Raw genomic sequence first — 25497 nt, forward strand, 5'->3', positions numbered from 1 at the left:
GGATGGTCAGGGTGCTGCGGATGGTCATGTGCGCGCGGATGATGCTCACGCCGTATCCCGCGCGGGCTGGCAGTGCGGGCAGTGATAGAGCACCCGCTGCTCCAACTCGTTGTCGCCGAGCTCGCTGCGCACAACGCGGGTTCCGCAACGCAGGCAGCCCCGGTCCGTCCGCCCGTACACCCACAGCGGGTCACGCAGCATGGACCCGGTGGTGACGCGCGTTGACCTGCCTTTGTTCACCTCGAGCAGCCGGTGAGCGAGTTCCACCATACGCGGAAGGTTTTTGACTTCGCCCACCGGGGTGAGCGGATGCTCCCCAGCGAGGAAACACAACTCGCATCGGTAAACGTTACCGATGCCGGCGAGGTTCCGCTGATCGAGCAGCGCCAGGCCCACGGGGCGAGCCGGGTCCGCGCGCAGCCGGCGCAGCGCTTCCTCGGCGTTCCAGTCGGGCCCGAGCAGGTCGGGTCCGAGGTAGCCGACGGCGTCGTCCTCCTCTGCCTGCGGGATGATGCGGAGGAATCCGAGTTCGAAACCCACGATTGTGGAGGTTTCCGTTTCCAGGATGCAGCGTGCCTTGAACGCTGGGCGGCGCCACTTCCCGCCTTTGGGATAGACGTGCCAGAGGCCCTCCATCTTCAGGTGGGAGTGGATGCTCCACTCTTCCTCCACACGGATGAGCAGATGCTTGCCGCGGGCGACGACGTCGCGCACCGTCCGGCCGGTGAAATCCACCGTCGCGAATTTCGGCACGCGGATGTCGCAGCGGGTGAGCTCCTTGCCGTGGAGTGCGCGGTTGAGGTCGCGGGCGGCGCGCCAGACGGTATCTCCCTCAGGCACGGATTCTCAGCCCCCGGGGCGTGCTGTAGAAGCCGGCATCGGCAAGGGCTCGTCCGGCTGCGGAGTCGAGGACGGATTCGCCGTTGATTTTCTCGACGGCCATCTTGTCCGCTGCCCCGTGCCGGATTGCGGCAACCAGCGCCTCCGCTGCGGCGGTGAGGGGTTCGGTGTCTGCGGTGTAGGTAAGCATGGTTTTACCGCCGCGCTCAACATAGAGCGCAAGCTGCCCGTCGACCAGTACCACCAGGGCGCCGGCTTTGCGGCCGGGCCGGTGTCCGCCGTCGTGCTGTGGCCAGCCCAGCGCCGCTCCGAAGGGGTTCGCCGGATCTGTAGCAGCAAGCGCGACGGCGGTGGGCTTCTTCGCGAGGGCGGCATCCGGGCGTGCGTCCGCGCTGAAGGAGCGCAGTCGGTCCACCGTGGCCGGCACCGCGAACTGCGCGGCGCCGAGATGCTCGATGAAGTAGCCGCGGCGGCACCGCCCCATTTCCTCCAGGCGCGACAGCATTTTGTACATGAGCCCGAATCCGCCCGGAATACCCTCACTCGCAACGGAACCGCGGGTGAGAACGCCGTAGCGGTCCATGAGCAGTTCCGCGGTGGCGTGCGCCCGGATGGTGGTGTCACCTTCGATGCCCGGCAGCAGCGACCACCGCCCGGCCACTTGTGGAGGAGTGCTGCGCTGGTAGCCGGTTCCGCCGTCGTTCCCGGCTGACAATGCGCCCGTCCGCAGGCTGCCGCCGGTCAGGGACGGCGCCCTGCCGAGCCGACCTATCCTTGCGGTCCGTGCCCGCGGGGCGGGTGTGCGCTGCTTGTGCGCAGTCTTCCCGCCCGCCAGCAGGGAACGCACCGGAGTGAACGTGTCGTTGCCGATCCGTCCGGCCCAGACCAGCTCCCATAGCGCGGCGGTCACCGCGCCGTCCGCGGGTTGGTTCCCGTTGGTCAGTCCCTGGACTAGTTGCCGGAAGAAATAGGCACCGCCGCCGGAGAGCAGGTCAAGGAGTTCCTGTTGCAGGGGGCTGGGCTCGAACTCCGGATCCGGGCGTAGGGTAAGCGGCGCGTTCTCCGCGAGGTGAAGCGAGATCCAGCCGTCGTTCCCGGGCAAGGATCCGGCACCGGACCAGACCACCTCACCCGTTGCCGCCAGCTCGTCCAGCATGGCCGGGTTGTAGTTGGAGACCCGCGTGCGCAGGATCAGCGGTTCCCACGCAGACGCCGGAATCGGCACTCCGGAAAGCTGGTCGATCACCGTGGCCACGCCGTCGAGACCGCGCAGGCCGGAACCGACATGCTGCCACGCGGGCAGGAACCGGCCATAGGCGGCAGGGTCCACCGGCTCCACTTCGTGGCGCAACGCAGCGAGCGACCGGCGGCGGAGCCGGCGAAGCACCTCGGCATCGCACCACTCGCTCGAGGCAGCCTCATGGCCCGGGGCTGAAGCCGTGGGGCGGAACTCGCCCTCCACCACGCGGCCATCCGCGACCAGCCGCTGCAGGGCGGTGACGACGACGGCGACACCCAGTCCCAGCCGCGCGGCGGCTTCCGCTGCCGTGAAGGGACCATGCGTGCGGGCGTAGCGGCCGACGAGGTCACCCAGCGGGTCCGGGACCGGTTCGATGAACGCCAGCGGGACACCCATGGGCAGCGGCACTCCGAGGGCATCACGCAACCGCGCGGCGTCCTCGATGGCAGCAATGCGTTCTTCCCCGGCAACGTTGACGCGCAGTGCCCGGTTGGCCTTGACCAGCGCGTCCGCGGACGTGGCCGCTTCCCCGGGTTCCTCGGACCGCTCGGCGATTTCGGCGGGGGTCAGGGGGCCAAGCAGGCGCAGGAGGTCCGCGACGCCCTCGAGGCCGCGTGCTTTCCGGTCAGGAGCGAGGCGCTGAAGCTCCTGCTCGGTGTCAGCGATGACGCCGGCGTCGAGGAGTTCACGTAGTTCCGCCCGGCCCAGCAGTTCGTTGAGGAGCGTGGGGTCGAGCGAGAGCGCTGCGGCGCGGCGCTCGGCGAGCGGTGAGTCGCCCTCGTAGAGGAAGGACGCAACGTACCCGAACAGCATGGTGCGCGCGAACGGCGACGGTTGGGACGTGGTGGTCTCGACAATCCGGAGTTCACGGCGGTCGATCTGCGCGGCGATGTCCTTGAGCGCCGGAAGATCATAAACGTCCTGGAGGCACTCGCGGACTGTCTCGAGGATGATCGGGAAGGTGGGGAACTTGCGTGCCACGTCCAGCAGTTGTGCGGAGCGCTGCCGCTGCTGCCACAGCGGGCTGCGCTTGGACGGGTTGTTCCGTGGCAGCAGCAACGCCCGCGCTGCACATTCCCGGAACCGGGATGCGAAGAGCGCTGACCCGCCTACCTGCGCCGTGACAATGCCGTCCAGTTCCTCCGCATCGAAGAGGAACAGGTCGGCGCCGGGAGGCTCGTCTTCCATCAGCGGCACTCGCAGCACAATGCCGTCATCGGACGCCATGGCGGAGCCGTCCATCCCGTACCGCTGCTCAAGGCGGGCACCGACCGCGAGCGCCCACGGCGCATGCACGGGCATGCCGAACGGGCTGTGGAGGACTACCCGCCAGTCACCGAGCTCATCGTGGAAGCGCTCAACCACCAGCGTGCGGTCACTCGGCACCACTTCCGTGGACTGCTGCTGCTCACGGAGATACGCGAGCAGGTTGCCGGCCGCCCACTCGTCCAGGCCGCTCGCGCGGCACCGGGCAGCGGCGTCGTCCTCCGATGCATTCGAAAGTTCGCGGACGAACTTGCCGAGTGCCCGGCCCAGTTCCACCGGCCTGCCCAGGGAATCGCCCTTCCAGAAGGGAAGCTTGCCCGGCTGCCCGAAGGCAGGAGAAACCAGCACGCGGTCATGGGTGATGTCCTCGATGCGCCAACTGGTTGCACCGAGGGCGAAGACATCACCGACGCGCGATTCGTAGACCATCTCCTCGTCCAGCTCACCGACCCGCCGGCCGCCGCGGTTTGATCCGGCGTCCTCGGACCCCACGAGGTAGACGCCGAACAGCCCGCGGTCCGGGATGGTGCCGCCGGAGGTAACGGCCAGGCGCTGGGCGCCGGGCCTGCCGGTGATGGTCCCTTCCACCCGGTCCCAGACGATGCGCGGCCGCAGTTCGGCGAATTCATCCGACGGGTACCGGCCGGCCAGGAGATCGAGCGTCGCCTCAAAGGCGGAGCGGGGAAGCGTGGCGAAGGGCGCGGATGCGCGGACCACGTCGAACCATTCCTCCACATCGATGGTCTCGAGGGCGGTGGCCGCGACGGTTTGCTGGGCAAGGATATCCAGTGGGTTGGTGGGAATGTAGAGCGGTTCGATCTGACCGGCCAGCATCCGTTCGACGGTGACGGCGGTGTTCACGAGGTCTCCGCGGTGCTTGGGAAACAGCACGCCCTCGGAGACCTCGCCCACTTGGTGCCCGGCCCGGCCCACGCGCTGGAGGCCGCTGGCCACGGAGTGCGGGGACTCGACCTGGATCACCAGGTCAACGGCGCCCATGTCGATGCCCAGTTCCAAGGACGACGTCGCCACAACACACCGCAGCCGGCCGGACTTCAGGTCATCCTCAATGAGCGCGCGCTGGTCTTTCGATACAGAGCCGTGGTGGGCGCGGGCGAGCAACGGCTCGGCGCCCTCGGTCTGCCCTGCCTGGGCCATCAGTTCGGCGGGCGTGCGCTTCAGTTCGGCTCTCTCGACAGCCGCCGGATCGGCGGGAGGATCCGGAGGAGAATCCGCAGGCGTAACCGAGGGCGCGTTCGCGGGTGGATCCCAGAAGGACGCGGCTTCCAGGCGTTCAGCATGAATCTCGTTCAGCCGGGCGGTGAGCCGCTCGGCCAGCCGGCGGGAGTTGGCGAAGACGATCGTTGACCGCTTGGTCTGGATCAGGTCGACGATCCGCTCCTCCACATGAGGCCAGATGCTCGGCGAGGCAGTGGGGCCGCCGTCGTCGTCGGTGGTGGGTGCGCCGCCCAGCTCGGTCATGTCTTCCACGGGAACGGTGACCGTGAGGTCCCACGACTTCTTCGAAGGCGGAGCCACGATCTCCACCGGAGCATTCCCCGCGAGGAAGCGGGCCACCGTTTCCTTGGGCTCCACCGTCGCTGAGAGGCCAATCCGCTGGACCGGCTTCTCCAGCATCGCATCGAGCCGCGCCAGGGAAACTGCGAGGTGCGCGCCCCGCTTGGTTCCGGCCACGGCATGGACCTCGTCGATGATGACGGTGTCCAAGTCCATCAGGGTTTCCCTCGCCCGGGAGGTGAGCATGAGGAAGAGCGACTCCGGCGTGGTGATCAGGATGTCCGGCGGCCGGGTGAGCAGGGCGCGGCGCTCAGCTTGAGGCGTGTCCCCGGAGCGCACGCCCACGGAGACGGACGGTGCCGGCAGGTCCAGTCGCTTGGCGGTCTGGGTGATGCCGATGAGCGGAGCGCGCAGGTTGCGCTCAACATCGACGCCGAGCGCCTTCAACGGAGAGATATACAGCACGCGGGTGGACCGCTTGCCCTCTACGGGACGTGCAATGAAACTGTCCAGCGCCCAGAGGAACGCGGCGAGGGTTTTCCCCGATCCGGTTGGAGCGACGACCAGCGCGTGCGAGCCCGCCGAGACGGCGTTCCACGCGCCCTCCTGGGCAGGGGTGGGTGCTGAGAAGGCGCCCTCGAACCACTGGCGTGTGGCGGGCGTGAATTTCTCAAGCACCGATGTCATCGATTCATCATCTCCTACCCCTCCGACACATTCTGTCAGCTGCGGTGGGAGCACACGGTGCCGAGAGTTTGCTGTCAGGGTGACAGCGGTTTCGTGGGAGCTACCGTCATGAGCACGATGTCTTCGGCTGCGCACGCGGTGCCCGTCTGGTCGACGATCAGCGACTCGGTGTCATTCGGCGGGTACACGCGCAGGCCGGCAACGTCCGTCAGCTCGCAGTCAGCACCGTAGTTCTGTGCGTTTGTCTGCTTCACGGGTGCAACAGCGGATTCACCTGGAGCCAGGATCACCTCGGCGGATTCCGCGGGCTCGCGGTCTGCGGGTGCGCCCACCTGGTTGCCGGCGGCGTCCACATAGGACATCCCCGGGTAGCCGGTGATCTCGCACTCCTCGCTGGCCGTATTCGTGAAGATGATCTGCCGGTAGACGCTGCCCGCTGCGCCGCCGCCCATTTCGGTTTCGAGGACCGCGCTGAGCATGTCGGCGGTGCAGACGCCGTCCGCAGGCGACGCCGTCGGGCTCGCATCCGCGGTGGCGGATTGCGTGGGTTCGCTGCTCTCGGAGGGCTCTGCGGAGGCGGACTTCGAGGTCGATTGGGAAGGCGTCGGCTCCTCCGCGGTCGTCGGCTCCTCGCTAGCCGACGACGCGGGACCGGTCTCTTCCGCTGCCGGCTCGCCGGAGGCGCAACCCGTCAGGGCGAGCGTTCCAAGTGCGACGGCGGCGGCGAGCAGGCAGGAAGCGGGTACACGGGTGGTCATGAACTCACCCTTATGGGGAACGTTCCCTGCGTCAAACAGCCGCGACGGCGCGTGGCCGATTGAGGCAGGGAACGTTAGACCCTTACGCCTTGGAGTTGCGCGTGCGCAGGAGGGCGGTGACGCCGGCGATCAGCCCGAGCAAGCCGGCTCCAAGTCCTACGTAGCCAACGGTGGAGGCGCCGGAGGAGTCATTGCTGGCGGACGCGCTTTCCAGATCAGCTTCTTCGGCGGTGGTTTCCGTTGCCGCTTCCTCAGCGTGGCCGTGCTCCTCGGCTCCGGTCAGCGTGATGGTGGGTGCGGGTGCCTCGAGGCTGTGCGGGTCCTCGCCCTCAGCGGGGATTTCCGCCCAGTCGGTCTCTCCCTCCACACAGCTCTGCAGGACGGGGAACGCAAGCGTTTCACCCTCGCGCTCCGGCAGCTGAACCGACATGTCGAACTGCTGCAGGTAGCCGTCCTGCACAGGGGTCTCGGCTGTGTATACGATCTGCCCGACGCGCTCGGTCACGCTGCTTCCGTTATCCAGTGTCAGCGGCTCATCGAGCGTCTCGGTTACCTTCTCCACCGTCCACCCGGGAACAATCTCCGGCTTGGCGTCCACCAGGGGTTCCGGCAGGGAAATGGTGAGCTTGTTGGTGGGCGAACCCTCGCAGTCGTGCGAGAACGACACAGTCAGCAGGGCGTGTGCGCCCGCCGCCGTGGTGTCGGGGGTGATGTTGACGTGTGCTGCGGCGCCGGTGAGGCCTAGGCCCATCAGGCCAGTGGTTGCGGCAGCTGCGGTCAGGGTACGGCGAACTGAAGATTTCATGGTGTTACCTCTCAAAGGTGCTTGTCCAGGAACAAGCTGAAGTGTGGAAAGGGCGCTGATGTGGCGCCGGTGTTGGTTAGTGAGAGGTGGACAGGGGCGGACCGCGCAGCTGCCTCATGCTCAGCAGCGGCGCGAGGTAGTCGTGGACGGGAGCTGCAGGGATGACCGGGAGATCGGCCAGCGGCGGAAAAGCCACCAGCCGCGGCAGCGCGGCAAGGGGCCGCAGCCACTGCGCCGCCAGTTCCAGCGCCGCTTCCCCGTGATAAAGCATTAGCGCGGTGACAATGACAGCACCGGCGTGCGCCGCGAGCATCAGCGGGTTGTCGAACATCGAGAAGGCATGCGCGTGCTCCATGCCGCCGGCGGGCGTGCAGTGAACCTGTTGCGGACCGAAGTGGACGCTGGAGGTAGGGACGCAGGCCGCCGTCGTCGTCAGTGTTGTGAACGCCTGGTGAAGCAGTATCTGACCGGCGCCGAGGGTACCCAGCACGGCGGGGAGCGGCAGTTTTTTCCGCGACAGGATGGTCACCGCGAGCAGCGTGGTGACCGCGAGCGTTCCGAGGATGAGCGGGCTGGGAAGCCCTGCTCCACCGGCAAGGTGAGCGCCTGCGGCAAGGAAGAAGATAACGACGGCGGTGGCAATCGCGCGTACGAGGCGCGCGTGCGTGCTGGCCATCAGTCTCCTCCTTCCGCGATGCCGTTCTACTTCCTGTAGAAGTAGTAGGTTCTTCCTACTCTATTCGCTGCCGCTGACGCTTTGGCTCGGTCCTACCGCTCGTGATGGTCAGGGCGGCTACTCGTGATGGTAGGGCCGGCGCCCTGCAATTTCCTGGGACCGGTAGAGCTGCTCGGCGAGGATGAGCCGGACCAGCTGGTGCGGGAAGACGAGCGGTGAGAGAGACCAGACAAAGTCGGCGCGTTCGTGCACTTCGGGATTGACGCCGTAGGCTCCGCCGATGATCAATGTGATGTTGCGGGAATTGTCGAGGGGCTGCTGGAGCCGGGCAGCGAGGGTGGGGGAGTCTATGGCTTTGCCCCGCTCATCGAGGAGGAAGACGTAATCGGCGGCGTTCTTCCCGCCCAGCCGTTCGAGGAGGCGTGCCGACTCCTCGTCCCGGGCGGCGTCGCCTTCGCGGGCGGAATGCGGGATGAGTTGCCAGGAAAGGTCAAAGGGCTTCTTCAGCCGCTTCTCGTAGCGGTCAATGCCGTCGGCAACCCAGGGTTCATGTTTCCGGCCGACGGCCAGCGCGCGTAATGCCATGGTTCAACGCTAATGCCGACGCGAAGCGGATCAGCAGTCATAGTGCCGCAAAGGGCACGATGGCTGCTGACCCGATGTACTCAGATGCGACCTATGCAGCGCCGAGCTGCTTGAGGATACCTGCCTCGTCGGAGCAGCCCCAGCGTTCCACGATCAACCCGTTCTCGAAGCGGGCCACTTGGATTCCGCGGATGCGGATGCTGCGTCCGGTCGGTTCAATACCCTGAAAAGGACCCTGGTGTGTCCCAGCGAGAGTCAGTACTACGGTGACCTTGTCTTCGTCTGCCATCATCACTTCAGGATTAAGCTCGAGGTCCGGGAAGGCGTTCAGGAAGTCAACCCAGAAGTCGATAATGCCGCGGACACCCGGAGCGGCGTCCGGCGCGGGGTCATGGTCAACGACGTCCTGCGCAAACACTTCATCCAGCCGGTCCACCTCCCGGGCAGCGATGATGGAGCCGAGCTTTTCCTGTGCCTTGAGATTGATATCGCTGGACATGGATGAGTCCTCCTTGGATTGTCAGTAGCCTTACTACCCACCATTGCCGTAAAGGTTGCCGGGCGCAACCCGTGGGCTGTCCTCGGGCATCACTGTGCTCGACTCTGCCGGCTGCGCGTGCAGGGGTACCTTGGTGCCGTGAAGAATATGGTGATCCGCCGCGCCGTCGAAGCTGACGCTGCCGGGATAGGCGCGGTTCATGTGCAGTCGTGGCGGGAAGCGTACGCACATTTGGCTCCGGCCCAGGCCCTGGCTGCCCTTGACGTTGTGCAAAGGGTGAGTCGCTGGGTGGACATCATCCGTGATGGTGGGAGCGAGATCTGGGTGGCCGTGATCGACTCCCAGACCGTCGGCTGGATCACCATCGGTCGCGGGCGCGAGGGCACCCCACGGTCCACAGAACTCGAAGGACTCTACGTTCTGGCAAGCCATTACGGAACAGGGGCCGGGCAGCGGCTTGTGGAGGCGGGTCTCGGCGCTGAGCCTGCCTACCTATGGATGGCTGCGGACAATCCCCGCGCACACGCCTTCTACCGAAGGAACGGTTTCAGGCCCGATGGAGCTTCGGCGACGCATGCGATCGTTGGAACGCCGGTTCACATCGTTCGCCTCGTGCGTTGACGTCCTCACGCCGTGGTCGAAACTGAGGAAGCAAAAGGCCCTGTTTCCCGTTGTGACGAGGGAAACAGGGCCTTCTCAAGTGGCGGTGACGGTGGGATTTGAACCCACGTTGGCTTTTACACCAAACAACATTTCGAGTGTTGCACCTTCGGCCGCTCGGACACGTCACCAACGCCAACACTTTACCGGCTGAGTGACTCTGTGCCCAAAACGGCGGACGCTAGAGGTCGACGACGTCGTTCTTCCCCGGATCAGGGCGCTCGCCGATAACCATGCCCTTGGCAATCTCGAAAGCCGCCACCACTCGTGGTGTATCAAGCGACCAGTATTCGGCGGTGTCGGCGTCCACCTTGATCAGGGCAACAGACGGATCATCCTTGCCGTCAAACCACGGCTTGACCGAAGAACTCCACAGCTCATCAATCTTGGCGCGGTCCTTCGTCAGCGTCGCCGTCCCCGCTACGGACAGATAGCCCTTGCCGCTGCTGATGGACACGTTCACCTGTGGGTTGGCGCGGATTTCATCCGCCTTCGGGGAGGGGTCCTCCGTGAAGAACCACAGGTCGCCGTCGAACTCTGCCTCCTGCACCGCGAGCGGCCGGCTCACAAGCTGGCCCTGGGCGTTCACAGTGGTGAGGATCGCGATATCAGCGTCCTTCACAATCTTCCTGAGTTCCTTCATGCCGTCCTGTTGCGAATTCATTCCTGCTCCCTATCTGCCGCGATGGCGTGATTGGTAAGTGTACTTAGCAATCACCCTACGTCATCCCCTCCGGGCGGCGAAGAACTCCTTCAACAGGGCTGCGCACTCGTCCTCGAGGACCCCGGGGAAAACTTCGGTCCAGTGATTCAGCCGGCGTTCACGCAGCACGTCAAATACTGACCCGGCGGCGCCCGCTTTCTCATCCCAGGCGCCGAAAATCACGCGGGGAATCCGCGCAAGCACGCTTGCACCCGCGCACATCGAACACGGCTCGAGCGTCACCACCAGCGTGCAGCCTTCCAGCCGCCAGGCGCCCAGCGCGGCAGCCGCCCGCCGGATGGCCAGTACTTCCGCGTGGGCGGTGGGATCACCGGTTACCTCACGCTCATTCCAGCCGGTGCCCAGCACTGTTCCATCAGGGCCGACGACGACGGCGCCAATCGGGACGTCCGCCGTCTCATCCGCGTGCCGGGCGGCGGCCAGCGCCAGCTGCATCCACGCGGCATGGTCACGCTCTGCGGGGGCGCGGTGGCTGGACATGTGCCAATGATACTTTTGAGCAATGCGCGTTCTGGTAGTGGACCATCCTCTGGTGTCCCATAAATTGACGGTCCTGAGGGACAAGAACACTCCGTCTCCGGTCTTCCGGTTACTCACGGAGGAACTGGTGACACTGCTCGCGTATGAGGCCACCCGGGATGTGCGCGTTGAGCCGGTGCAGATCGAGACTCCTGTCACCACAACGGTCGGAACCGGCCTGGTCAAGCCGACACCCCTCGTCGTTCCCATTCTCCGCGCCGGTCTGGGCATGCTCGAGGGAATGACCCGCCTCGTGCCCACCGCGGAAGTCGGTTTTTTGGGAATGGCCCGGAATGAGGAGACCCTCGAGGCCATCACTTACGCTGAACGGCTCCCTGATGACCTCACGGGCCGGCAGGTGTTCGTGCTCGATCCCATGCTGGCTACGGGAGGAACCCTCCGTGAGGCCATCAAGTTCCTGTTCCGCCGCGGTGCAGCTGATGTCACCTGCATCTGCCTCCTTGCCGCGCCCGAGGGCCTCGAGGTCCTCAAGCAGGAACTGGAGGGCAAAAACGTCACCATCGTCCTCGCCTCCATCGACGAGAAACTGAATGAAAACGCCTACATCGTGCCTGGCCTCGGTGACGCAGGAGACCGCCTCTACGGCGTCGTCGGCTAGCTGGGTCGATTGTCCACTATCCGGGCGCTCACCCTTGAGCACTTCCGGACAACCAGAGGTTTTCTGGACAATTTGCCGCTCTGAGATGCGCTCGCTACCTTTTCGTCTTCAAACGCCACGCAACGATGCTGATGGTTTGACATTTTGTCTTCACTCGAAGCGTCCACCATGCGGACGCCCTACCATTGTTACTTGTGCGTAGCTGATTGTTACGTGTAATAATTCGGATTGTGAACACCAACTCAGCAGCATCTGCAGCCGCAGCTTATTCCCCGGGCATCATGTCCGCGCAGGAATCTCGCTGCTGTCGAATGTGCGCGTAACGGTTTACCCCACCCTCTTACGCATTCCCTAGCCCAACGGCGGGCTCCACAGAAGCTCCATCTCGACCGGGCACACCCCTGCATTCGAGCCGTGATGACGGCGATTCACCATGAGGTTGTTTAAAACATGACCGTTTCTTCCGGATACGTCCACATTTCCCTCCGCAACGCACAAAACCGCGCGAGTATTCAGCGCCAGACTTACGGGCAGCGCCCGGGGTTTCCGACCTACAGCCAACCGACCGCACCCTCGTATGCGCCGGCCTACGGACAGTTGAAGCCAGTGCCTACACCTGCTGACTCTGGCAACCCCATCACTGCGCCGGTCCCGGTGGTCACTCCCAACGGGATTCCTGGACCGCAGGCGGTAACGGCGGACACCACCGCCCGTGGATTCGTTCTCTACGTTGCACTGGACGAGGACACCGCTGCCGAGAATGACACCACGCTGAGCAAGCTGGCACAGGACGTGCGGGCCTACGTCCGCACACTCGTCCCCGGCGCACAGAGCCACGCCGCCGTCGCGCTTGCTCCGGCAGACGCCGTCGGCACCGATATTGATGTTGTCCGGCAGGCGCTGGGTGACCCTACGGTGAACCGCCGTCAGCGCACCGAACAGCAGCCCACACCTCCCCCGGCTCCACGTCCCACCGGAGTGCTGATTGACCTGTCCCGGCGCGAGGTGCACCTCGACGGTGACATTCTGAACCTGACCTTCAAGGAGTTCGAACTCCTTAACTACCTGGTCGAAAATGCCTCGCGGACAGTTGGCCGTGAGGAACTGCTCAGCGGGTTGTGGCGCAACGCCGATGAGGTTCCAAATGAGCGCACCATTGACGTGCACATCCGCCGCCTGCGCTCGAAGCTTGGCCGTCTGGCCAACACGGTGCGCACGGTTCGCGGGCAGGGTTACCGCTTCTATGAGCACCCTGAAGTTGTGGTGTGGGCTGCTCCGGAGTACTCCATCTAAGGTGCCGCTTTCCAAGTAGGGTGAGGGAATGTCTTCCCACCATCTGAAGCGCCTGATGCTCCTGCGGCACGCGAAGTCGGACTGGCATTCGGATGTGCCGGACCATGAGCGGCCCCTGAGCGGACGGGGACACCGGGACGCGCCACTGATTGGGCGGTGGATGGTGGAGCACGACGCCCTGCCGGACCTCATTCTGACGTCCAGCGCACTACGCGCGCGCCAGACCTGCATCTGGGTGTGCCAGGAGTTGGGGGAGAAGGCTCCGACTCCCCGGCTCGAGCCGAAACTGTATGCGGCAACCGCCACGGAGATACTCGCGGTGATCAACCAGGTGCCGGACACCGCAACAAGCGTCCTGGTGATCGGGCACCTGCCCGGCATCCAGAACCTCGCCATGCGGCTCGCGTCTGTGGACTCCGATGAGGACGCTGTGGTTGACCTTGCCAGCCACTATCCGACTGCGGGACTCACCGTCCTCAGTCATGCCTCGCAGTGGGGGGAACTGGACGGGCGTGACGCCGAGGTGAGCAACTTCGTGGTCCGCCGCGCTTAAAGCCCGTACCTCTCAAGCAGCCGGAGCCACACTTCGCTGATCGTTGGGTACGCGGGCACGGCGTGCCAGAGGCGGTGCAGCGGAACCTCACCGGCAATGGCGATGGTCGCAGCGTGCAGGAGTTCGGCTACGTCCGGTCCGGCGAAGGTCACGCCCACCAGGACCTTCCGTTCATCGTCCACCACCATCTGCGCCCAACCTTTGTAGCCGTCGGCGTGGAGGGAAGATCCGGCAACCGACAGCTCCAGTGACGTCTCGCTGACGTTCAGCCCGTCCTTGCGTGCTGTCTCGAGTGTCCGGCCCGCCATGGCGATTTCCGGATCGGTGAAGACAACCTGAGGGACGGCGTACGAATCCGCGGTGGCTGCAAACGGCCCCCACCTTTCCGGCGGCCCCTGCAACTCGCCCTTCGCGCGGGCAACGATCGCATCCCCGGTCATCCGGGCCTCGTATTTGCCCTGATGCGTGAGGAGCACTTTCCCGGCGGCGTCGCCCACTGCGTAGAGCCAGGGATGGCCGCTGACCTGGCCGGAGTCATCAGTGTCCAGCCGCCGTGGTTCGAGCCCGAGTTCCTCCACACCGAGACCTGCCAGGGCAGGATGGCGGCCGGTGGAGACGAGGAGCTTCTCTGACTCCACAACGGTTCCGCCGGCGAGGCTCACGCGGAAGCGTTCGCCATCGTAAGCAACCGATTCGGTGCCGGTGTTCAGGTGGAGGGTAACGCCGTCGTGCTCCAGGCCCTGCTGCACCAGCCGCGCCGCGGGTTCCGGGTAGCTGCCCAGCAGCGCGCTCCGGGCGATCAGGGTGACCGCTGAACCAAGCCGGGCGTAGGCCTGCGCCAGTTCTGCACCTGCAACTCCGCCGCCCAGCACTGCGAGCGATTCCGGCACTTCCTTGGCAGATGTCGCTTCCCGCGTACCCCAGAAGTTGAGGCCGTCAAGACCGTCGATAGGAGGAATGGTCGGCGCGGATCCCGTAGCGAGAGCGACGGCGTGGCGCGCAACCAGGGTGGTGGCGCCGTCGTCGGTGGTCACCTCGACCCGACGCTCGCCGGTGAGGCGGGCGCGGCCGCGGACCAGTGTGATTCCGGTCTTCTCCACCCATTCGACCTGCGAGGAATCATCCCAGTGCGAGGTGAATTCGTCGCGGCGGGCCAGTACCTGCTGGGCATCAAGGGTGCCGGTGACTGCTTCACGTGAGCCCGCGACCGCGCGCGCGGAGTGCAGGGCGGAACCCGGCCGCAGCAGTGCCTTCGACGGCATGCAGGCCCAGTAGGAACACTCGCCGCCCACCAGTTCCGATTCGACGAGGGTGGCGGAGAGCCCTCCCTGAATCACACGGGCGGCAGCATTCTCGCCCACCGCGCCGGCTCCGATAACAATGACGTCAGTGGTCTGCTCGGCACTCATGGTCCTGAGCTTGGCACCGGAGATGCGGTGGGGCAAGCTCCGAAGAACGGGAGAGGTTAAACCAAAACCGCCCCGGTTGCCCGGAGCGGTTTGTTCAGTGGTGCGCGCGAAGGGATTCGAACCCCCAACCTTCTGATCCGTAGTCAGATGCTCTATCCGTTGAGCTACGCACGCAGTTCAAAGCCGTTGTGAATGACTTCTCCATGGCCGTTTGGCCGTAGATAACTTTACAGCCATTCGGAACCTAATGCTAATTGGCGGAAGTGCTCGATTACAGCCGCAGAGCGGGCTAGACCGGTCTACGTGACGTTTATCACACTAAGCAGGGTGAGGAGTTAGGTAAAACCGCGTACTTGCGCGGATCACCGCGTTCGCAGGACCAACAGTACGCCTTCGACGGCGGAAATCCGCGCTGATACCGCCCCTAGCATCAATACACACCACCCACCCAACGAAGGGACGAGACATGGGCGATTCTGTGCGGCAGCCGTTGCTTGCTGACCGAGCGACTGAGCACGATGCAGTAATGGCTGCACCTACAACTCATCGGGAACTGCTGGCCTGGGTCGAGGAGACTGCCGCGCTGACGCAGCCGGACCGGGTGTATTGGGTCAACGGATCCGCTGAGGAGAACGCACAGCTCAGCGATGAGCTGGTCTCCGCCGGCACCTTCAAGCGCCTCAATCCCGAGCTCTTCCCCAACTCTTTCGCAGCGTTCTCCGACCCGGCCGATGTTGCCCGGGTCGAGGAGCAGACCTTCATCTGCTCGCAGAACGAGCGGGACGCCGGATTCACCAACAACTGGATGGACCCGGACAAGATGAAGGAGAAGCTGCGCGGCCTGTTCGCCGGCTCCATGCGCGGCAGGACCATGTATGTAATCCCCTTCGTCATGGGCCACCTCGATGCGCAGAGCCCGAAGTTCGGCGTCGAGATCACGGACAGCGCCTATGTAGTGACCTCCATGCGCATCATGGCGACCATCGGTACCGAGGTCCTGGACCGGCTGACCGAACTCAATGCCGAGTTTGTCCCGGCCCTTCATTCCGTAGGTGCGCCGCTGGAGTCGGGGCAGCAGGACGTCGCGTGGCCGTGCAACGAGGAAAAGTGGATTGTGCACTTCCCGGAGGAGCGCTCAATCTGGTCCTTCGGATCCGGTTACGGCGGAAACGCTTTGCTTGGCAAGAAGTGCTATGCCCTTCGCATTGCTTCGGTGATGGCCCGGGACGAGGGCTGGCTCGCTGAGCACATGCTCATCCTGAAGCTCACTTCTCCGGAGAACAAGACGTACTACGTTTCCGCAGCCTTCCCGTCCGCTTGCGGCAAGACCAACCTCGCCCTCCTCGACCCGACCATTGAGGGGTGGAAGGTCGAGACACTCGGAGACGACATCACATGGATGCGTTTCGGGAAAGAGGGCGAATTGCGGGCGGTCAACCCCGAAGCCGGCCTGTTCGGCGTGGCGCCCGGCACCGGGTGGGACACGAATCCCAACGCCATGCGTGCCATCGCCAAGGGCAATTCCGTGTTCACCAATGTTGCATTGACTGACGACGGCGGTGTCTGGTGGGAGGGCATGACCGAGGACGTGCCAGCACACCTGATGGACTGGCAGGGCAACGACTGGACGCCCTCCTCGGACAACCCGGCTGCCCATCCCAATGCCCGGTTCTGCACGCCGATCGACCAGATCGACATGCTTGCCGAAGAATTCAACGACCCTGAGGGCGTTGAACTGTCGGCGATCCTCTTCGGCGGCCGGCGAAAGACCACCGTCCCCCTCGTGACGCAGTCACGCGACTGGACCAACGGCATCTTCATGGGCTCCACCCTGTCCTCGGAGACCACGGCCGCCGCTGCCGGAGCGGTTGGCAGGGTGCGCCGCGATCCAATGGCGATGCTGCCCTTCATTGGTTACGATGCCGGTGATTACCTCAGCCACTGGCTGAAAGTCAGCGGCCAGGCAGACCAGACGCGGTTGCCGAAGATCTTCCTCGTGAACTGGTTCCGCCGCACCGCGGACGGCGGCTTTGCGTGGCCGGGCTTCGGTGACAACTCACGGGTGCTCAAGTGGATCATCGAACGGCTCGAGGGCCAGGCCGATGCCGTTGAGACCCCGATCGGGTACGTGCCGGCGCCGGACGCGATCGATCTCACCGGCCTGGACCTCACCGCCGCTGACGTTGAGCAGGCGGTCCGGGTGGATGCTGACGAGTGGGCTGCCGAGCTGGAGGGCATCGAGCAGTGGTACCAGCGGTTCGGGGAGTCACTGCCCGCGGAGCTATCCGGAGAACTGCAGCGGTTGAAGGAGCGTTTCGCGGTCTAGCGGCGGGTAAGCCGTAGCGCCGAGTAGTCCGTAACAGTGTGGCCGGTTCTTCCAACGGGGGGCCGGCCACACTGACTTAAGAAGGGCAGTTACTGCCGGATCTGCTCGAGAACCGCAGTGGTGAGGCTTTCGAGGGTCTCAGGCTTTTCGGCTTCCGCATTGAGCCTCAGGAACGGCTCCGTATTGGACGCCCGGAGGTTGAACCACCAGGAGCCGTCGTCGGCAGTAAAGGTGAGGCCATCAACCTCGTCCACTGTGACGCCGTCGTTCTCGAATTCCTGCCGGACGCGCGCGGTCGCGGCAGCGACGTCGTCGAGCCGGGTGTTGATCTCGCCGGAGGCGAAGTAGGGCTCGTATTCACGGCCGAGCTCGGACAGCGGCTGATCCTGTTCGCCGAGCGCGGCGAGCACATGCATGGCTGCGAGCATTCCGGTGTCTGCGTTCCAGAACTCACGGAAGTAATAGTGAGCCGAGTGTTCGCCGCCGAAGACCGCGCCCTCCTCTGCCATGACGGCCTTGATGAAGGAGTGGCCCACGCGCGTGCGCACCGGCCGGCCGCCCTCTGCGCGAACCAGTTCCGGCACGGCGCGTGAGGTGATCAAATTGTGGATGATCACGGGTTCCTGCTCGCCGGCAGCCTGCGCACGGCGGATCTCCCTGCGCGCCACCATGCCCGTGATTGCGCTGGGCGAAACCGGGTTGCCCTGCTCATCGATGACAAAGCACCGGTCCGCGTCCCCGTCGAAAGCGAGCCCGATGTCCGCGCCGTTACTGACCACTGCCTGCTGCAGGTCGCGGAGGTTTTCCGGCTCGAGGGGATTGGCGGGATGGTTGGGGAAGGTGCCGTCCAGCTCGAAGTAGAGCGGAATGATCTCGAACGGCAAAGCGTCCAGGTACTCGGCCCCAAGCACTGCCGGCGTAGTGAGCCCTGCCATGCCGTTACCTGCATCCACAACAACCTTCATCGGGCGGCTGCCCGAGAGATCCACCAGCGAACGCAGATACTCGGCGTGATCCTTCAGTACATCCCGTGAGGAAGTGGAGCCACGCCGCTCGCCTGCCGGAATGGTGCCTTCGGCAAGGTACTTCTCCGCCAGCTCCCGGATCTCCGCAAGGCCCGTCTCGGAGGACACCGGGACTGCGCCGGGGCGGGACATCTTCATACCGTTGTACTGGGCGGGATTGTGACTGGCTGTGAAGGTGACGCCTGCGGCGTTGTACCTGCCGCTGGCGTAGTAGAGCTCATCAGTGGAGATCAGACCGAGGAACACCACATCTGCGCCGCGGGTGGTAGCGCCTTCCGCGAAGGCCTCGGAAAACTCCGGCGAGGAAGGGCGCATGTCGCCGCCAACCAGGACGGTTTCCCCGGACAGTTTCAGCACATCAACGAAGGCGGCGCCCACTGCCCGGACGGACTCCGTGGTGATGGTCTCACCGACGATCCCTCGTACGTCATAGGCTTTGAACGATGCGGACAGATCGATGGTTGTGTTCACGCTGGAAAGTCTAACCGCTTGGCTTCGGCCGTCCGGAGGCTGGGGAGTAATGGACGACGACGGTTGTCCACACTGCGCCGAAGCCCGCCGAATGCGTCAGTACCAACTGCCATACTGGGGCGCATGGCTGAAACAACCACCCTCCACCAGCAGGCGCTCGCGATACTTCGAACACTCGTGGGGCGCGAGGACGCCGCATTTCATGAGGGCCAGTTCGAGGCTATCGAGGCGCTGGTCAGTGGTGGGCGCCGGGCCCTGGTGGTGCAGCGCACCGGGTGGGGGAAATCCGCCGTGTACTTCGTTGCGAGCCTGCTGCTGCGCGCCATGGGTGCGGGACCCACCCTCATAGTGTCTCCGCTGCTCGCGCTGATGCGGGACCAGGTGGCTGCCGCCGAGCGCGCAGGTGTCCGGGCCGCTGCCATCAATTCGGCAAACCAAACCGAGTGGCAAGAGATCACCACCACGCTCGACGCGGACCAACTGGACGTGCTCCTGGTGTCCCCGGAGCGGCTGAATAACCCGGCCTTCCGCGAGAACCAGCTGCCGGAACTCATCCGTCGCACCGGGCTGCTGGTGATTGACGAGGCCCACTGCATCTCTGATTGGGGTCATGATTTCCGGCCGGACTACCGGCGCCTCCGCGATCTCATCACCACGCTGCCGCAGGGCGTGCCCGTGCTTGCAACCACGGCCACCGCCAACTCCCGCGTGGTCAAGGACGTCGAAGATCAGCTCGGCACCGACGGAACCGCTGTCTACACGCTGCGCGGAGAACTTGCCCGCAAGTCGCTGCGGCTCGGCGTGCTGCGCCTTCCCAGCCCCCGCTCACGGCTCGCGTGGCTCCTGACCCACCTGAATGATCTGCCTGGAAGCGGGATCATCTACACCCTCACCGTCTCTGCAGCTGAAGACACTGCACGCCTCCTGCGGGAGAGCGGCCATTCCGTGCTGGCCTACACCGGCCGAACAGACCCGGCGGATCGTGAAGCGGCGGAGAAGGCACTCAAGAACAACGAGGTGAAGGCGTTGATCGCCACGAGTGCCCTCGGCATGGGCTTCGACAAACCCGATCTCGGGTTCGTGGTGCACCTTGGCGCGCCGTCCTCTCCGGTCGCCTATTACCAGCAGGTGGGCCGCGCCGGCCGAGGAACCCCCAACGCGGATGTGCTGCTGCTTCCAGGAAATGAGGACCGCGAGATCTGGGAGTACTTCGCCACCTCGTCCATGCCCGCCGAGGACAAGGCGCAGCGGATCCTGGCGGAACTGGCAGGAGGAACGGTGCTCTCCACACCGGCCCTCGAAGCCCGGGTGGACGTGCGGCGATCGCCGCTCGAGCTTCTCCTGAAGGTGCTTGACGTGGACGGTGCGGTGCAGAAGGTGACCGGAGGCTGGCAGGCCACCGGGAGGCCCTGGGAGTATGACCGCGAGCGGTATTCGCGCATTTCCGCAGCCCGAGTGCAAGAGCAGAACTCAATGCTCGACTATGAAAATACCAGTGGCTGCCGGATGGAATTCCTCGCTGCCGCGCTCGATGATCCGCTGGCTGCGCCCTGCGGCCGCTGCGACAACTGTGCCGGGTCCTGGTTCTCGGATGAGGTGTCACACGACGCCTCGGAGAGTGCCGCCAGCGCGCTCGGCAGGGTCGGTGTCCTTCTGGAACCCAGGAGCCAATGGCCATCCGGGATGGACAAGCTCGGTGTCCCCGTCAAGGGACGCATCCCCGCGGACCAGCAGGTCTCCGCCGGACGTGCACTCGCACGCATGACTGACCTCGGCTGGGGGAACCGGGTACGGGAACTCCTTGCGGACTCATCCGAAGACGCCGCGCTGGACCCGGCAGCCGTGCAGGCCTGTGTGCGGGTGCTCGCAGAATGGCAGTGGGACACCAGACCGGTGGCGGTGGTCAGCATGCCCTCACGACGGCGCGCTCTGCTGATCCGTTCGCTCGCCGAAAGCTTGGCCGGCGTGGGCCGAATCCCTCACCTGGGGGCACTTCAACTGCCGCAGGGCTGGCCGAGCGGCAGCTCCGGCGGCAACAGTGCGTTCCGTCTCGCAGCGGTGTGGGAGAGGTTTGCGGTACCGGACGAAGGCCGTGCCTGGTTCGCGGCGAATCCCGGCCCGGTGCTGCTGGTCGATGATCTGGCGGACAGCCGGTGGAGCCTCACAGTCGCCGGAAGGGCACTGAGGCAGGCAGGCGCCCAGGAAGTGCTTCCCTTTGTCCTCGCACTGAAGGCCTAACCGTTCAGCAGACACGTTCGTGTAAAGGAAAAGGCGCCCCGGTCCAGGACCGAGGCGCCTTTTCGAAACGCGGAGACGGGGGGATTTGAACCCCCGGTAGGCTTTAGGCCCACACTTCATTAGCAGTGAAGCCCATTCGGCCGCTCTGGCACGTCTCCAGCAGCTATTACTAGCCACCCAAGACTACCCAGAACCTCAGGGCAAGAGCAAAATAACGCGGGCCCTACAGCTTGCCCGTCAGCGCTTTCCACACAAACTCGTGGGACATGGCGTGCATGCGCGCCGCCTGGCGGTTATCGGAGGCTCCGGCATGCCCGCCCTCGAGCGCCTCGTGGAACCATACGTTCTTCACCCCGAGCGCCTTCATCCGGGCGGCCATCTTCCGTGCCTGCACCGGGCCCACCCGATCATCGCTCGTAGCGGTCCAGATCAGGGTCTTCGGGTACGCCGTCCCCTTCTGCAGCCGGTGATACGGCGAGAACGTCTGAACGTACTCCCACTGCTCCGGCTTGTCCGGATCGCCGTACTCGGCAATCCACGAGTAGCCCGCGGAGAGTTTGGTGTACCGCTTCATGTCCAGCAGGGGGACACCACACGAGATGGCGCCGAAGAGGTGCGGGTATTTGGTGAGCATGTTGCCCACCAGCAACCCGCCGTTGCTCCTGCCCGTGCAGCCGAGCAGCTCCGGCCGGGTCACTCCGCGGTCCACCAGATCCTGGGCGATCGCGGCGAAATCCTCGTAGGCCCGGTGCCGGTTGGCGTGCAGCGCCGCCTGGTGCCAGGCGGGCCCATACTCGCCGCCGCCCCGGATATTGGCCAGCACGTACACACCGGACCGGCCGTCCTCGGTCCGGCGTTCCAGCCAGCCGCGCCCGGTCACTCCGCTGTACGCGGGTGTCATGGCATGTTCGAATCCTCCGTAGCCGGAGAGCAGCGTAGGGTTGCCGCCGTCGAGCACCAGGTCCTTGGACGCCACCTGGAAGTAGGGAACCCGGGTGCCGTCACTGGATTGCGCGAAGTGCTGCGAGACGGTGAAGGAGGACTCATCAAAGTACGACGGCGACTCCTTCACTTCCGCGTGCGCTCCACCGATGGTGCCGCGCACCACCGTAGTGGGAGTGAGGAAGCCGGTGGCAACCAGCCAGTAGTCATTACCGGCGTCGTCGTCCTCGTCATCGACCGCATACGCATCCACCGAGTGCAGGGGCGGGCAGGCATCCAGCAGTTCGGCCGTCCACGAATCGGCAGGGTTGAGCACGCGGATTTCCGAAGAAACATCCCTGAGCAGGTTGAGCAGGAGGTAGTCCCTCGTCCAGCTCCAGGACTGCAGGGCAGTGTGCGCATCCGGCTCGAAGACGGTTGTCAGTCCGCGGCGCCCGGCGAGGAAGTCCTCCAGAAGGGCCGCCTGAAGCGAGCCTCCGCGGTACGTGACGCCGTCGAGTTCGAAATCGGTCCGTGGCCGCAGCAGCAGCCACTGGCGGTGCAGCGACACATTGACGTCGTCGGGGACGTCGATGTGCACCCACTCCTCTTCGCGGCGCAGGTAGGTGCGGCTTGAGTAGAAGTCGATAATGTGGGCGGCGATATCGCGTTCGAAGCCCGGCGTCTGATCATGGGCCACTGCGGCCATCATCGAGTTCTCAGGGATCTCGAAGTAGAGCTGCGCAGCGTCCAGCGGTTCACCACGCCGATGGGTGCGCACAGTGCGGGGGTAGGAGCTCGTGGTCATAGATCCCGGCCCGAAGTCCGTGCCGACATGCAGCGCATCCGGCCCGGCCCAACTGATCCTGCTCTTTGCCACCGGAATATCGAAGCCGCCCTTCACAAAGGAGCGGTCAGCGAGGTCATACTCACGGTAGCGCTGCGCGTCCCCGCCGTCGGGTGAAAGGGCGATCAGTGCCCGCCGGTAGGGATCGCCGTCAGCCGGACGCAGGAACATCGCGCCGCCCCAAACCCACTCCTGACCGTCGGCAGTCGCCAGCTCATCGACGTCGAGAAGCGTGTCCCACTCCGGCGCATCGGTGAGGTAGCTGTCCCAGGTGGTCCGCCGCCAAAGCCCCTTCGGGTGTTCCTTGTCCCGCCAGAAGTTGTAGTAGTGCTCACCGCGCTTTACGACCATCGGAATCCGGTCGGTGGAGTCAAGAACCTCGAGAAGGCGCTGTTCGTCTGCGAGGAAGGCGTCGTTGACCAGAACATCCTCCGTCTCTGCATTCTGGCCGCGCACCCACTGGAGGGGTTCTTCGCCGTAGATATCCTCAAGCCAGAGGAATTCGTCGTCGCTGGTAGGGATGGGATCAGGCACGGTGGACGTCATACCGTTATCTTAGGCAACCTGCCTCGTGGGTGCTCATTGCCTGATCAATCAGGGCCTGCCCATTGCTTGCCCTACCTGATTGGATAGAGCCATGCACATTGCCGACACCCATGACCTGATCCGCGTGCAGGGTGCGCGGGAAAACAACCTGAAGGACATCAGCGTCGAGATCCCCAAACGGCGGCTGACCGTTTTCACGGGGGTCTCGGGATCCGGCAAAAGCTCACTGGTCTTCGCCACGATCGCCGCGGAGTCACAGCGGATGATCAACGAAACCTATAGCGCCTTCGTGCAGGGATTCATGCCCACGCTTGCGCGTCCCGACGTCGATCTGCTCGAGGGGGTAACCACCGCGATCATCGTTGATCAGGAGCGGATGGGCGCCAATCCGCGCTCAACCGTCGGTACGGCCACCGATGCCAACGCCATGCTGCGCATCCTCTACAGCAGGCTCGGATCCCCATACGTCGGTCCGCCCACGGCTTACTCCTTCAACGTTCCAACCCGCAAGGCGAGTGGCGTCATGTCGACAGACAAGGGCGGCCGGGTGGAAAAGAGTGTTGTCAGCCAGGCCGTCTACCTGGGTGGGATGTGCCCGCGGTGCGAGGGGATGGGCAACGTCAATGACATCGATCGAACGGCCCTGTATGACGACGCGAAGACGCTCGCCGACGGCGCGCTGACAGTTCCCGGGTACTCGATGGACGGCTGGTACGGCAGGTTGTTCGAGGGCATGGGATTGCCGATGGACAAGCCGATCGCCAAATTCACAGCGAAACAGCTCGACACCATGCTGTACGCGGAGCCCACCAAGATCAAGGTCGAAGGAATCAACCTCACCTATGAGGGCATCATCCCGAAGATCCAGAAGTCGATGCTCTCCAAGGACCCTGAGGCGATGCAGCCGCACGTGCGCCGGTTCGTCGAACGCGCAGTGACGTTCCAGACCTGCCCGGAATGCAAAGGGACACGTCTCACCAAGGAGGCGCTCTCCTCGAAAATCAACGGCAAGAACATCGCCGAGCTCTGCGCGATGCAGATCAGCGACCTGGCCGACTGGCTGCGCGATCTCAAAGAACCCACCGTGGCGCCGCTCCTCAAGGGGCTGCAGCACCTTCTCGATTCTTTCGCCGACATCGGCCTGGGCTACCTCTCGCTCGACCGGCCCGCTGGCACGCTTTCCGGCGGCGAAGCGCAGCGGACCAAGATGATCCGCCACCTCGGTTCCTCACTCACCGACGTCACCTACGTTTTCGACGAGCCCAGCATCGGTCTCCATCCGCACGACATCGAACGGATGAACCGGCTCCTGCTTCAGCTGCGGGACAAAGGGAACACGGTGCTCGTCGTTGAACACAAGCCGGAGACCATCACGATCGGCGACCACGTCATCGACCTGGGACCCGGAGCAGGCACGAAGGGCGGGACCCTCTGCTTCGAGGGAACCGTTGAGGGACTGCGAAAATCCGACACCATCACCGGTCGCCACCTCGACGACCGGGCCAGGCTCAAAGACACTGTCCGTCCGGCGGCGAAGGCGCTGGAGGTCAGGGGAGCGTCGACGCACAACCTGCAGAACGTGGACGTCGACATTCCGCTCGGTGTGCTGTGTGTTGTCACCGGCGTGGCCGGATCAGGCAAAAGCTCACTGATCCACGGCTCGGTGGCCAAGCGGGACGGCGTCGTGGTCATCGACCAGGGAGCCATCCGAGGATCGCGGAGAAGCAATCCCGCCACGTACACCGGCCTGCTTGAGCCCATCCGCAAGGCGTTCGCCAAAGCGAACGGGGTCAAGCCCGCGCTGTTCAGCTCCAACTCGGAAGGCGCGTGCCCCACCTGCAACGGCGCCGGCGTTATCTACACCGAACTTGGGGTCATGGCCACCATGGAATCCACGTGCGAGGACTGTGAGGGCAAGCGGTTTCAGGCATCTGTGCTGGAGTACACCCTGGGTGGAATGAACATTGCCGAGGTACTTGCGATGCCCGTGTCGGATGCCACCGCGTTCTTCGGTGAGGGTGATGCCCGCACCCCGGCGGCGCACAAGGTCCTCGACCGGTTGGCCGACGTCGGTCTTGGTTACCTCAGCCTCGGCCAACCTCTCACCACGCTCTCCGGCGGTGAGCGGCAACGCCTGAAGCTGGCCAGCCAGATGGGCGAAAAGGGAGACATCTACGTTCTCGATGAGCCGACCACCGGTCTGCACCTGGCCGACGTCGAGCAGCTGCTCGGTTTGCTGGACCGCCTCGTCGACTCCGGGAAGTCGGTTCTGGTCATCGAGCACCATCAGGCAGTGATGGCGCACGCTGACTGGATCATCGATCTTGGTCCCGGTGCCGGGCACGACGGCGGCAGGATCGTTTTCGAGGGAACGCCGGCAGAACTGGTGGCTGGCGGAGGTTCCACCCTCACGGGCCAGCACTTGGCCGCCTATGTGGGACGAAGCTGACCGGATGCGCCGGACATCCGGTT

The 25497-nt window shown here is 64.8% G+C and carries 19 protein-coding genes and 3 tRNA genes; 7 read left to right on the forward strand and 15 right to left on the reverse strand.

What is annotated here, in order from left to right:
* Positions 1-45 precede the first annotated feature (45 nt).
* From ABFX19_RS07875 to ABFX19_RS07905, 7 genes are all read right to left on the reverse strand, one after another.
* A complete protein-coding gene (locus ABFX19_RS07875; protein ID WP_346027977.1) occupies positions 46-840 on the reverse strand; it encodes an Fpg/Nei family DNA glycosylase in 795 nt (264 codons plus the stop codon).
* On the reverse strand, positions 833-5551 hold the full coding sequence (locus ABFX19_RS07880) for an ATP-dependent helicase (RefSeq protein ID WP_346027978.1): 4719 nt from the start codon (positions 5549-5551) through the stop codon (positions 833-835). Before ABFX19_RS07880 ends, ABFX19_RS07875 begins: the two co-directional genes overlap by 8 nt.
* 74 nt (positions 5552-5625) lie before the next feature.
* Positions 5626-6309, reverse strand: a complete 684-nt coding sequence (locus ABFX19_RS07885) for a DUF4232 domain-containing protein (protein ID WP_346027979.1) — start codon at positions 6307-6309, stop codon at positions 5626-5628.
* Between the two features lie 82 nt (positions 6310-6391).
* Positions 6392-7114: a YcnI family copper-binding membrane protein gene (locus ABFX19_RS07890; RefSeq protein WP_277358057.1), complete on the reverse strand. Its 723-nt coding sequence runs from the start codon at positions 7112-7114 to the stop codon at positions 6392-6394.
* Between the two features lie 76 nt (positions 7115-7190).
* Positions 7191-7790 carry a hypothetical protein gene (locus ABFX19_RS07895; RefSeq protein WP_277358056.1) on the reverse strand — a complete coding sequence of 200 codons (600 nt, stop codon included), beginning with the start codon at positions 7788-7790 and terminating at the stop codon, positions 7191-7193.
* Positions 7791-7907: 117 nt separating this feature from the next.
* Positions 7908-8375 carry a 23S rRNA (pseudouridine(1915)-N(3))-methyltransferase RlmH gene (locus tag ABFX19_RS07900; protein WP_346027980.1) on the reverse strand — a complete coding sequence of 156 codons (468 nt, stop codon included), beginning with the start codon at positions 8373-8375 and terminating at the stop codon, positions 7908-7910.
* Between the two features lie 91 nt (positions 8376-8466).
* Complete coding sequence (locus ABFX19_RS07905; protein ID WP_346027981.1) at positions 8467-8874, reverse strand: ester cyclase; 408 nt, start codon at positions 8872-8874, stop codon at positions 8467-8469.
* A gap of 147 nt (positions 8875-9021) precedes the next feature.
* On the opposite strand from ABFX19_RS07905, the gene ABFX19_RS07910 reads away from it, so the two are divergent.
* Positions 9022-9495 carry a GNAT family N-acetyltransferase gene (locus ABFX19_RS07910; protein ID WP_346028055.1) on the forward strand — a complete coding sequence of 158 codons (474 nt, stop codon included), beginning with the start codon at positions 9022-9024 and terminating at the stop codon, positions 9493-9495.
* A gap of 80 nt (positions 9496-9575) precedes the next feature.
* Here the strand turns inward: ABFX19_RS07910 and ABFX19_RS07915 are convergent.
* From ABFX19_RS07915 to tadA, 3 genes are all read right to left on the reverse strand, one after another.
* A tRNA-Ser gene (locus tag ABFX19_RS07915) sits at positions 9576-9665 on the reverse strand.
* A gap of 50 nt (positions 9666-9715) precedes the next feature.
* Positions 9716-10198: a pyridoxamine 5'-phosphate oxidase family protein gene (locus ABFX19_RS07920; protein ID WP_346027982.1), complete on the reverse strand. Its 483-nt coding sequence runs from the start codon at positions 10196-10198 to the stop codon at positions 9716-9718.
* Between the two features lie 60 nt (positions 10199-10258).
* Positions 10259-10738 (reverse strand): tRNA adenosine(34) deaminase TadA, encoded by a 480-nt coding sequence (gene tadA / locus ABFX19_RS07925; protein WP_346027983.1) that lies wholly within the window; start codon positions 10736-10738, stop codon positions 10259-10261.
* A gap of 22 nt (positions 10739-10760) precedes the next feature.
* Here tadA and upp point away from each other — a divergent pair, with 22 nt between their 5' ends.
* The 3 genes from upp (at position 10761) to ABFX19_RS07940 (ending at position 13242) form a co-directional block, all read left to right on the forward strand.
* Complete coding sequence (upp, locus tag ABFX19_RS07930; protein ID WP_056546288.1) at positions 10761-11396, forward strand: uracil phosphoribosyltransferase; 636 nt, start codon at positions 10761-10763, stop codon at positions 11394-11396.
* 450 nt (positions 11397-11846) lie between these two features.
* Positions 11847-12689 carry a winged helix-turn-helix domain-containing protein gene (locus ABFX19_RS07935; protein WP_346027984.1) on the forward strand — a complete coding sequence of 281 codons (843 nt, stop codon included), beginning with the start codon at positions 11847-11849 and terminating at the stop codon, positions 12687-12689.
* A gap of 28 nt (positions 12690-12717) precedes the next feature.
* A complete protein-coding gene (locus tag ABFX19_RS07940; RefSeq protein WP_056546294.1) occupies positions 12718-13242 on the forward strand; it encodes a SixA phosphatase family protein in 525 nt (174 codons plus the stop codon).
* On the opposite strand, the gene ABFX19_RS07945 is transcribed toward ABFX19_RS07940, so the two are convergent.
* Both ABFX19_RS07945 and ABFX19_RS07950 read right to left on the reverse strand, forming a co-directional pair.
* On the reverse strand, positions 13239-14651 hold the full coding sequence (locus ABFX19_RS07945) for a dihydrolipoyl dehydrogenase family protein (RefSeq protein ID WP_346027985.1): 1413 nt from the start codon (positions 14649-14651) through the stop codon (positions 13239-13241). The genes ABFX19_RS07940 and ABFX19_RS07945 overlap by 4 nt on opposite strands.
* Positions 14652-14749: 98 nt before the next feature.
* A tRNA-Arg gene (locus ABFX19_RS07950) sits at positions 14750-14825 on the reverse strand.
* Positions 14826-15117: 292 nt separating this feature from the next.
* On the opposite strand from ABFX19_RS07950, the gene ABFX19_RS07955 reads away from it, so the two are divergent.
* On the forward strand, positions 15118-16977 hold the full coding sequence (locus ABFX19_RS07955) for a phosphoenolpyruvate carboxykinase (GTP) (protein WP_346027986.1): 1860 nt from the start codon (positions 15118-15120) through the stop codon (positions 16975-16977).
* Positions 16978-17066: 89 nt separating this feature from the next.
* Here ABFX19_RS07955 and ABFX19_RS07960 read toward each other — a convergent pair whose 3' ends face one another.
* Complete coding sequence (locus ABFX19_RS07960) at positions 17067-18473, reverse strand: phosphomannomutase/phosphoglucomutase (RefSeq protein ID WP_346027987.1); 1407 nt, start codon at positions 18471-18473, stop codon at positions 17067-17069.
* Positions 18474-18596: 123 nt separating this feature from the next.
* Between ABFX19_RS07960 and ABFX19_RS07965 the strand changes: the two genes are divergently transcribed.
* Positions 18597-20711 (forward strand): RecQ family ATP-dependent DNA helicase, encoded by a 2115-nt coding sequence (locus ABFX19_RS07965; protein ID WP_277358041.1) that lies wholly within the window; start codon positions 18597-18599, stop codon positions 20709-20711.
* A 70-nt stretch (positions 20712-20781) separates the two neighbouring features.
* On the opposite strand, the gene ABFX19_RS07970 is transcribed toward ABFX19_RS07965, so the two are convergent.
* Positions 20782-20869 (reverse strand) — tRNA-Ser (locus tag ABFX19_RS07970).
* Between the two features lie 65 nt (positions 20870-20934).
* Positions 20935-23025: a prolyl oligopeptidase family serine peptidase gene (locus ABFX19_RS07975; protein ID WP_346027988.1), complete on the reverse strand. Its 2091-nt coding sequence runs from the start codon at positions 23023-23025 to the stop codon at positions 20935-20937.
* A 91-nt stretch (positions 23026-23116) separates the two neighbouring features.
* On the opposite strand from ABFX19_RS07975, the gene ABFX19_RS07980 reads away from it, so the two are divergent.
* Positions 23117-25474, forward strand: a complete 2358-nt coding sequence (locus ABFX19_RS07980; RefSeq protein WP_346027989.1) for an ATP-binding cassette domain-containing protein — start codon at positions 23117-23119, stop codon at positions 25472-25474.
* The last annotated feature ends 23 nt before the right edge of the window (positions 25475-25497 follow it).

The sequence above is a fragment of the Arthrobacter parietis genome (assembly GCF_039530425.1).
Classification (GTDB): Bacteria; Actinomycetota; Actinomycetes; order Actinomycetales; family Micrococcaceae; genus Arthrobacter_D; species Arthrobacter_D parietis.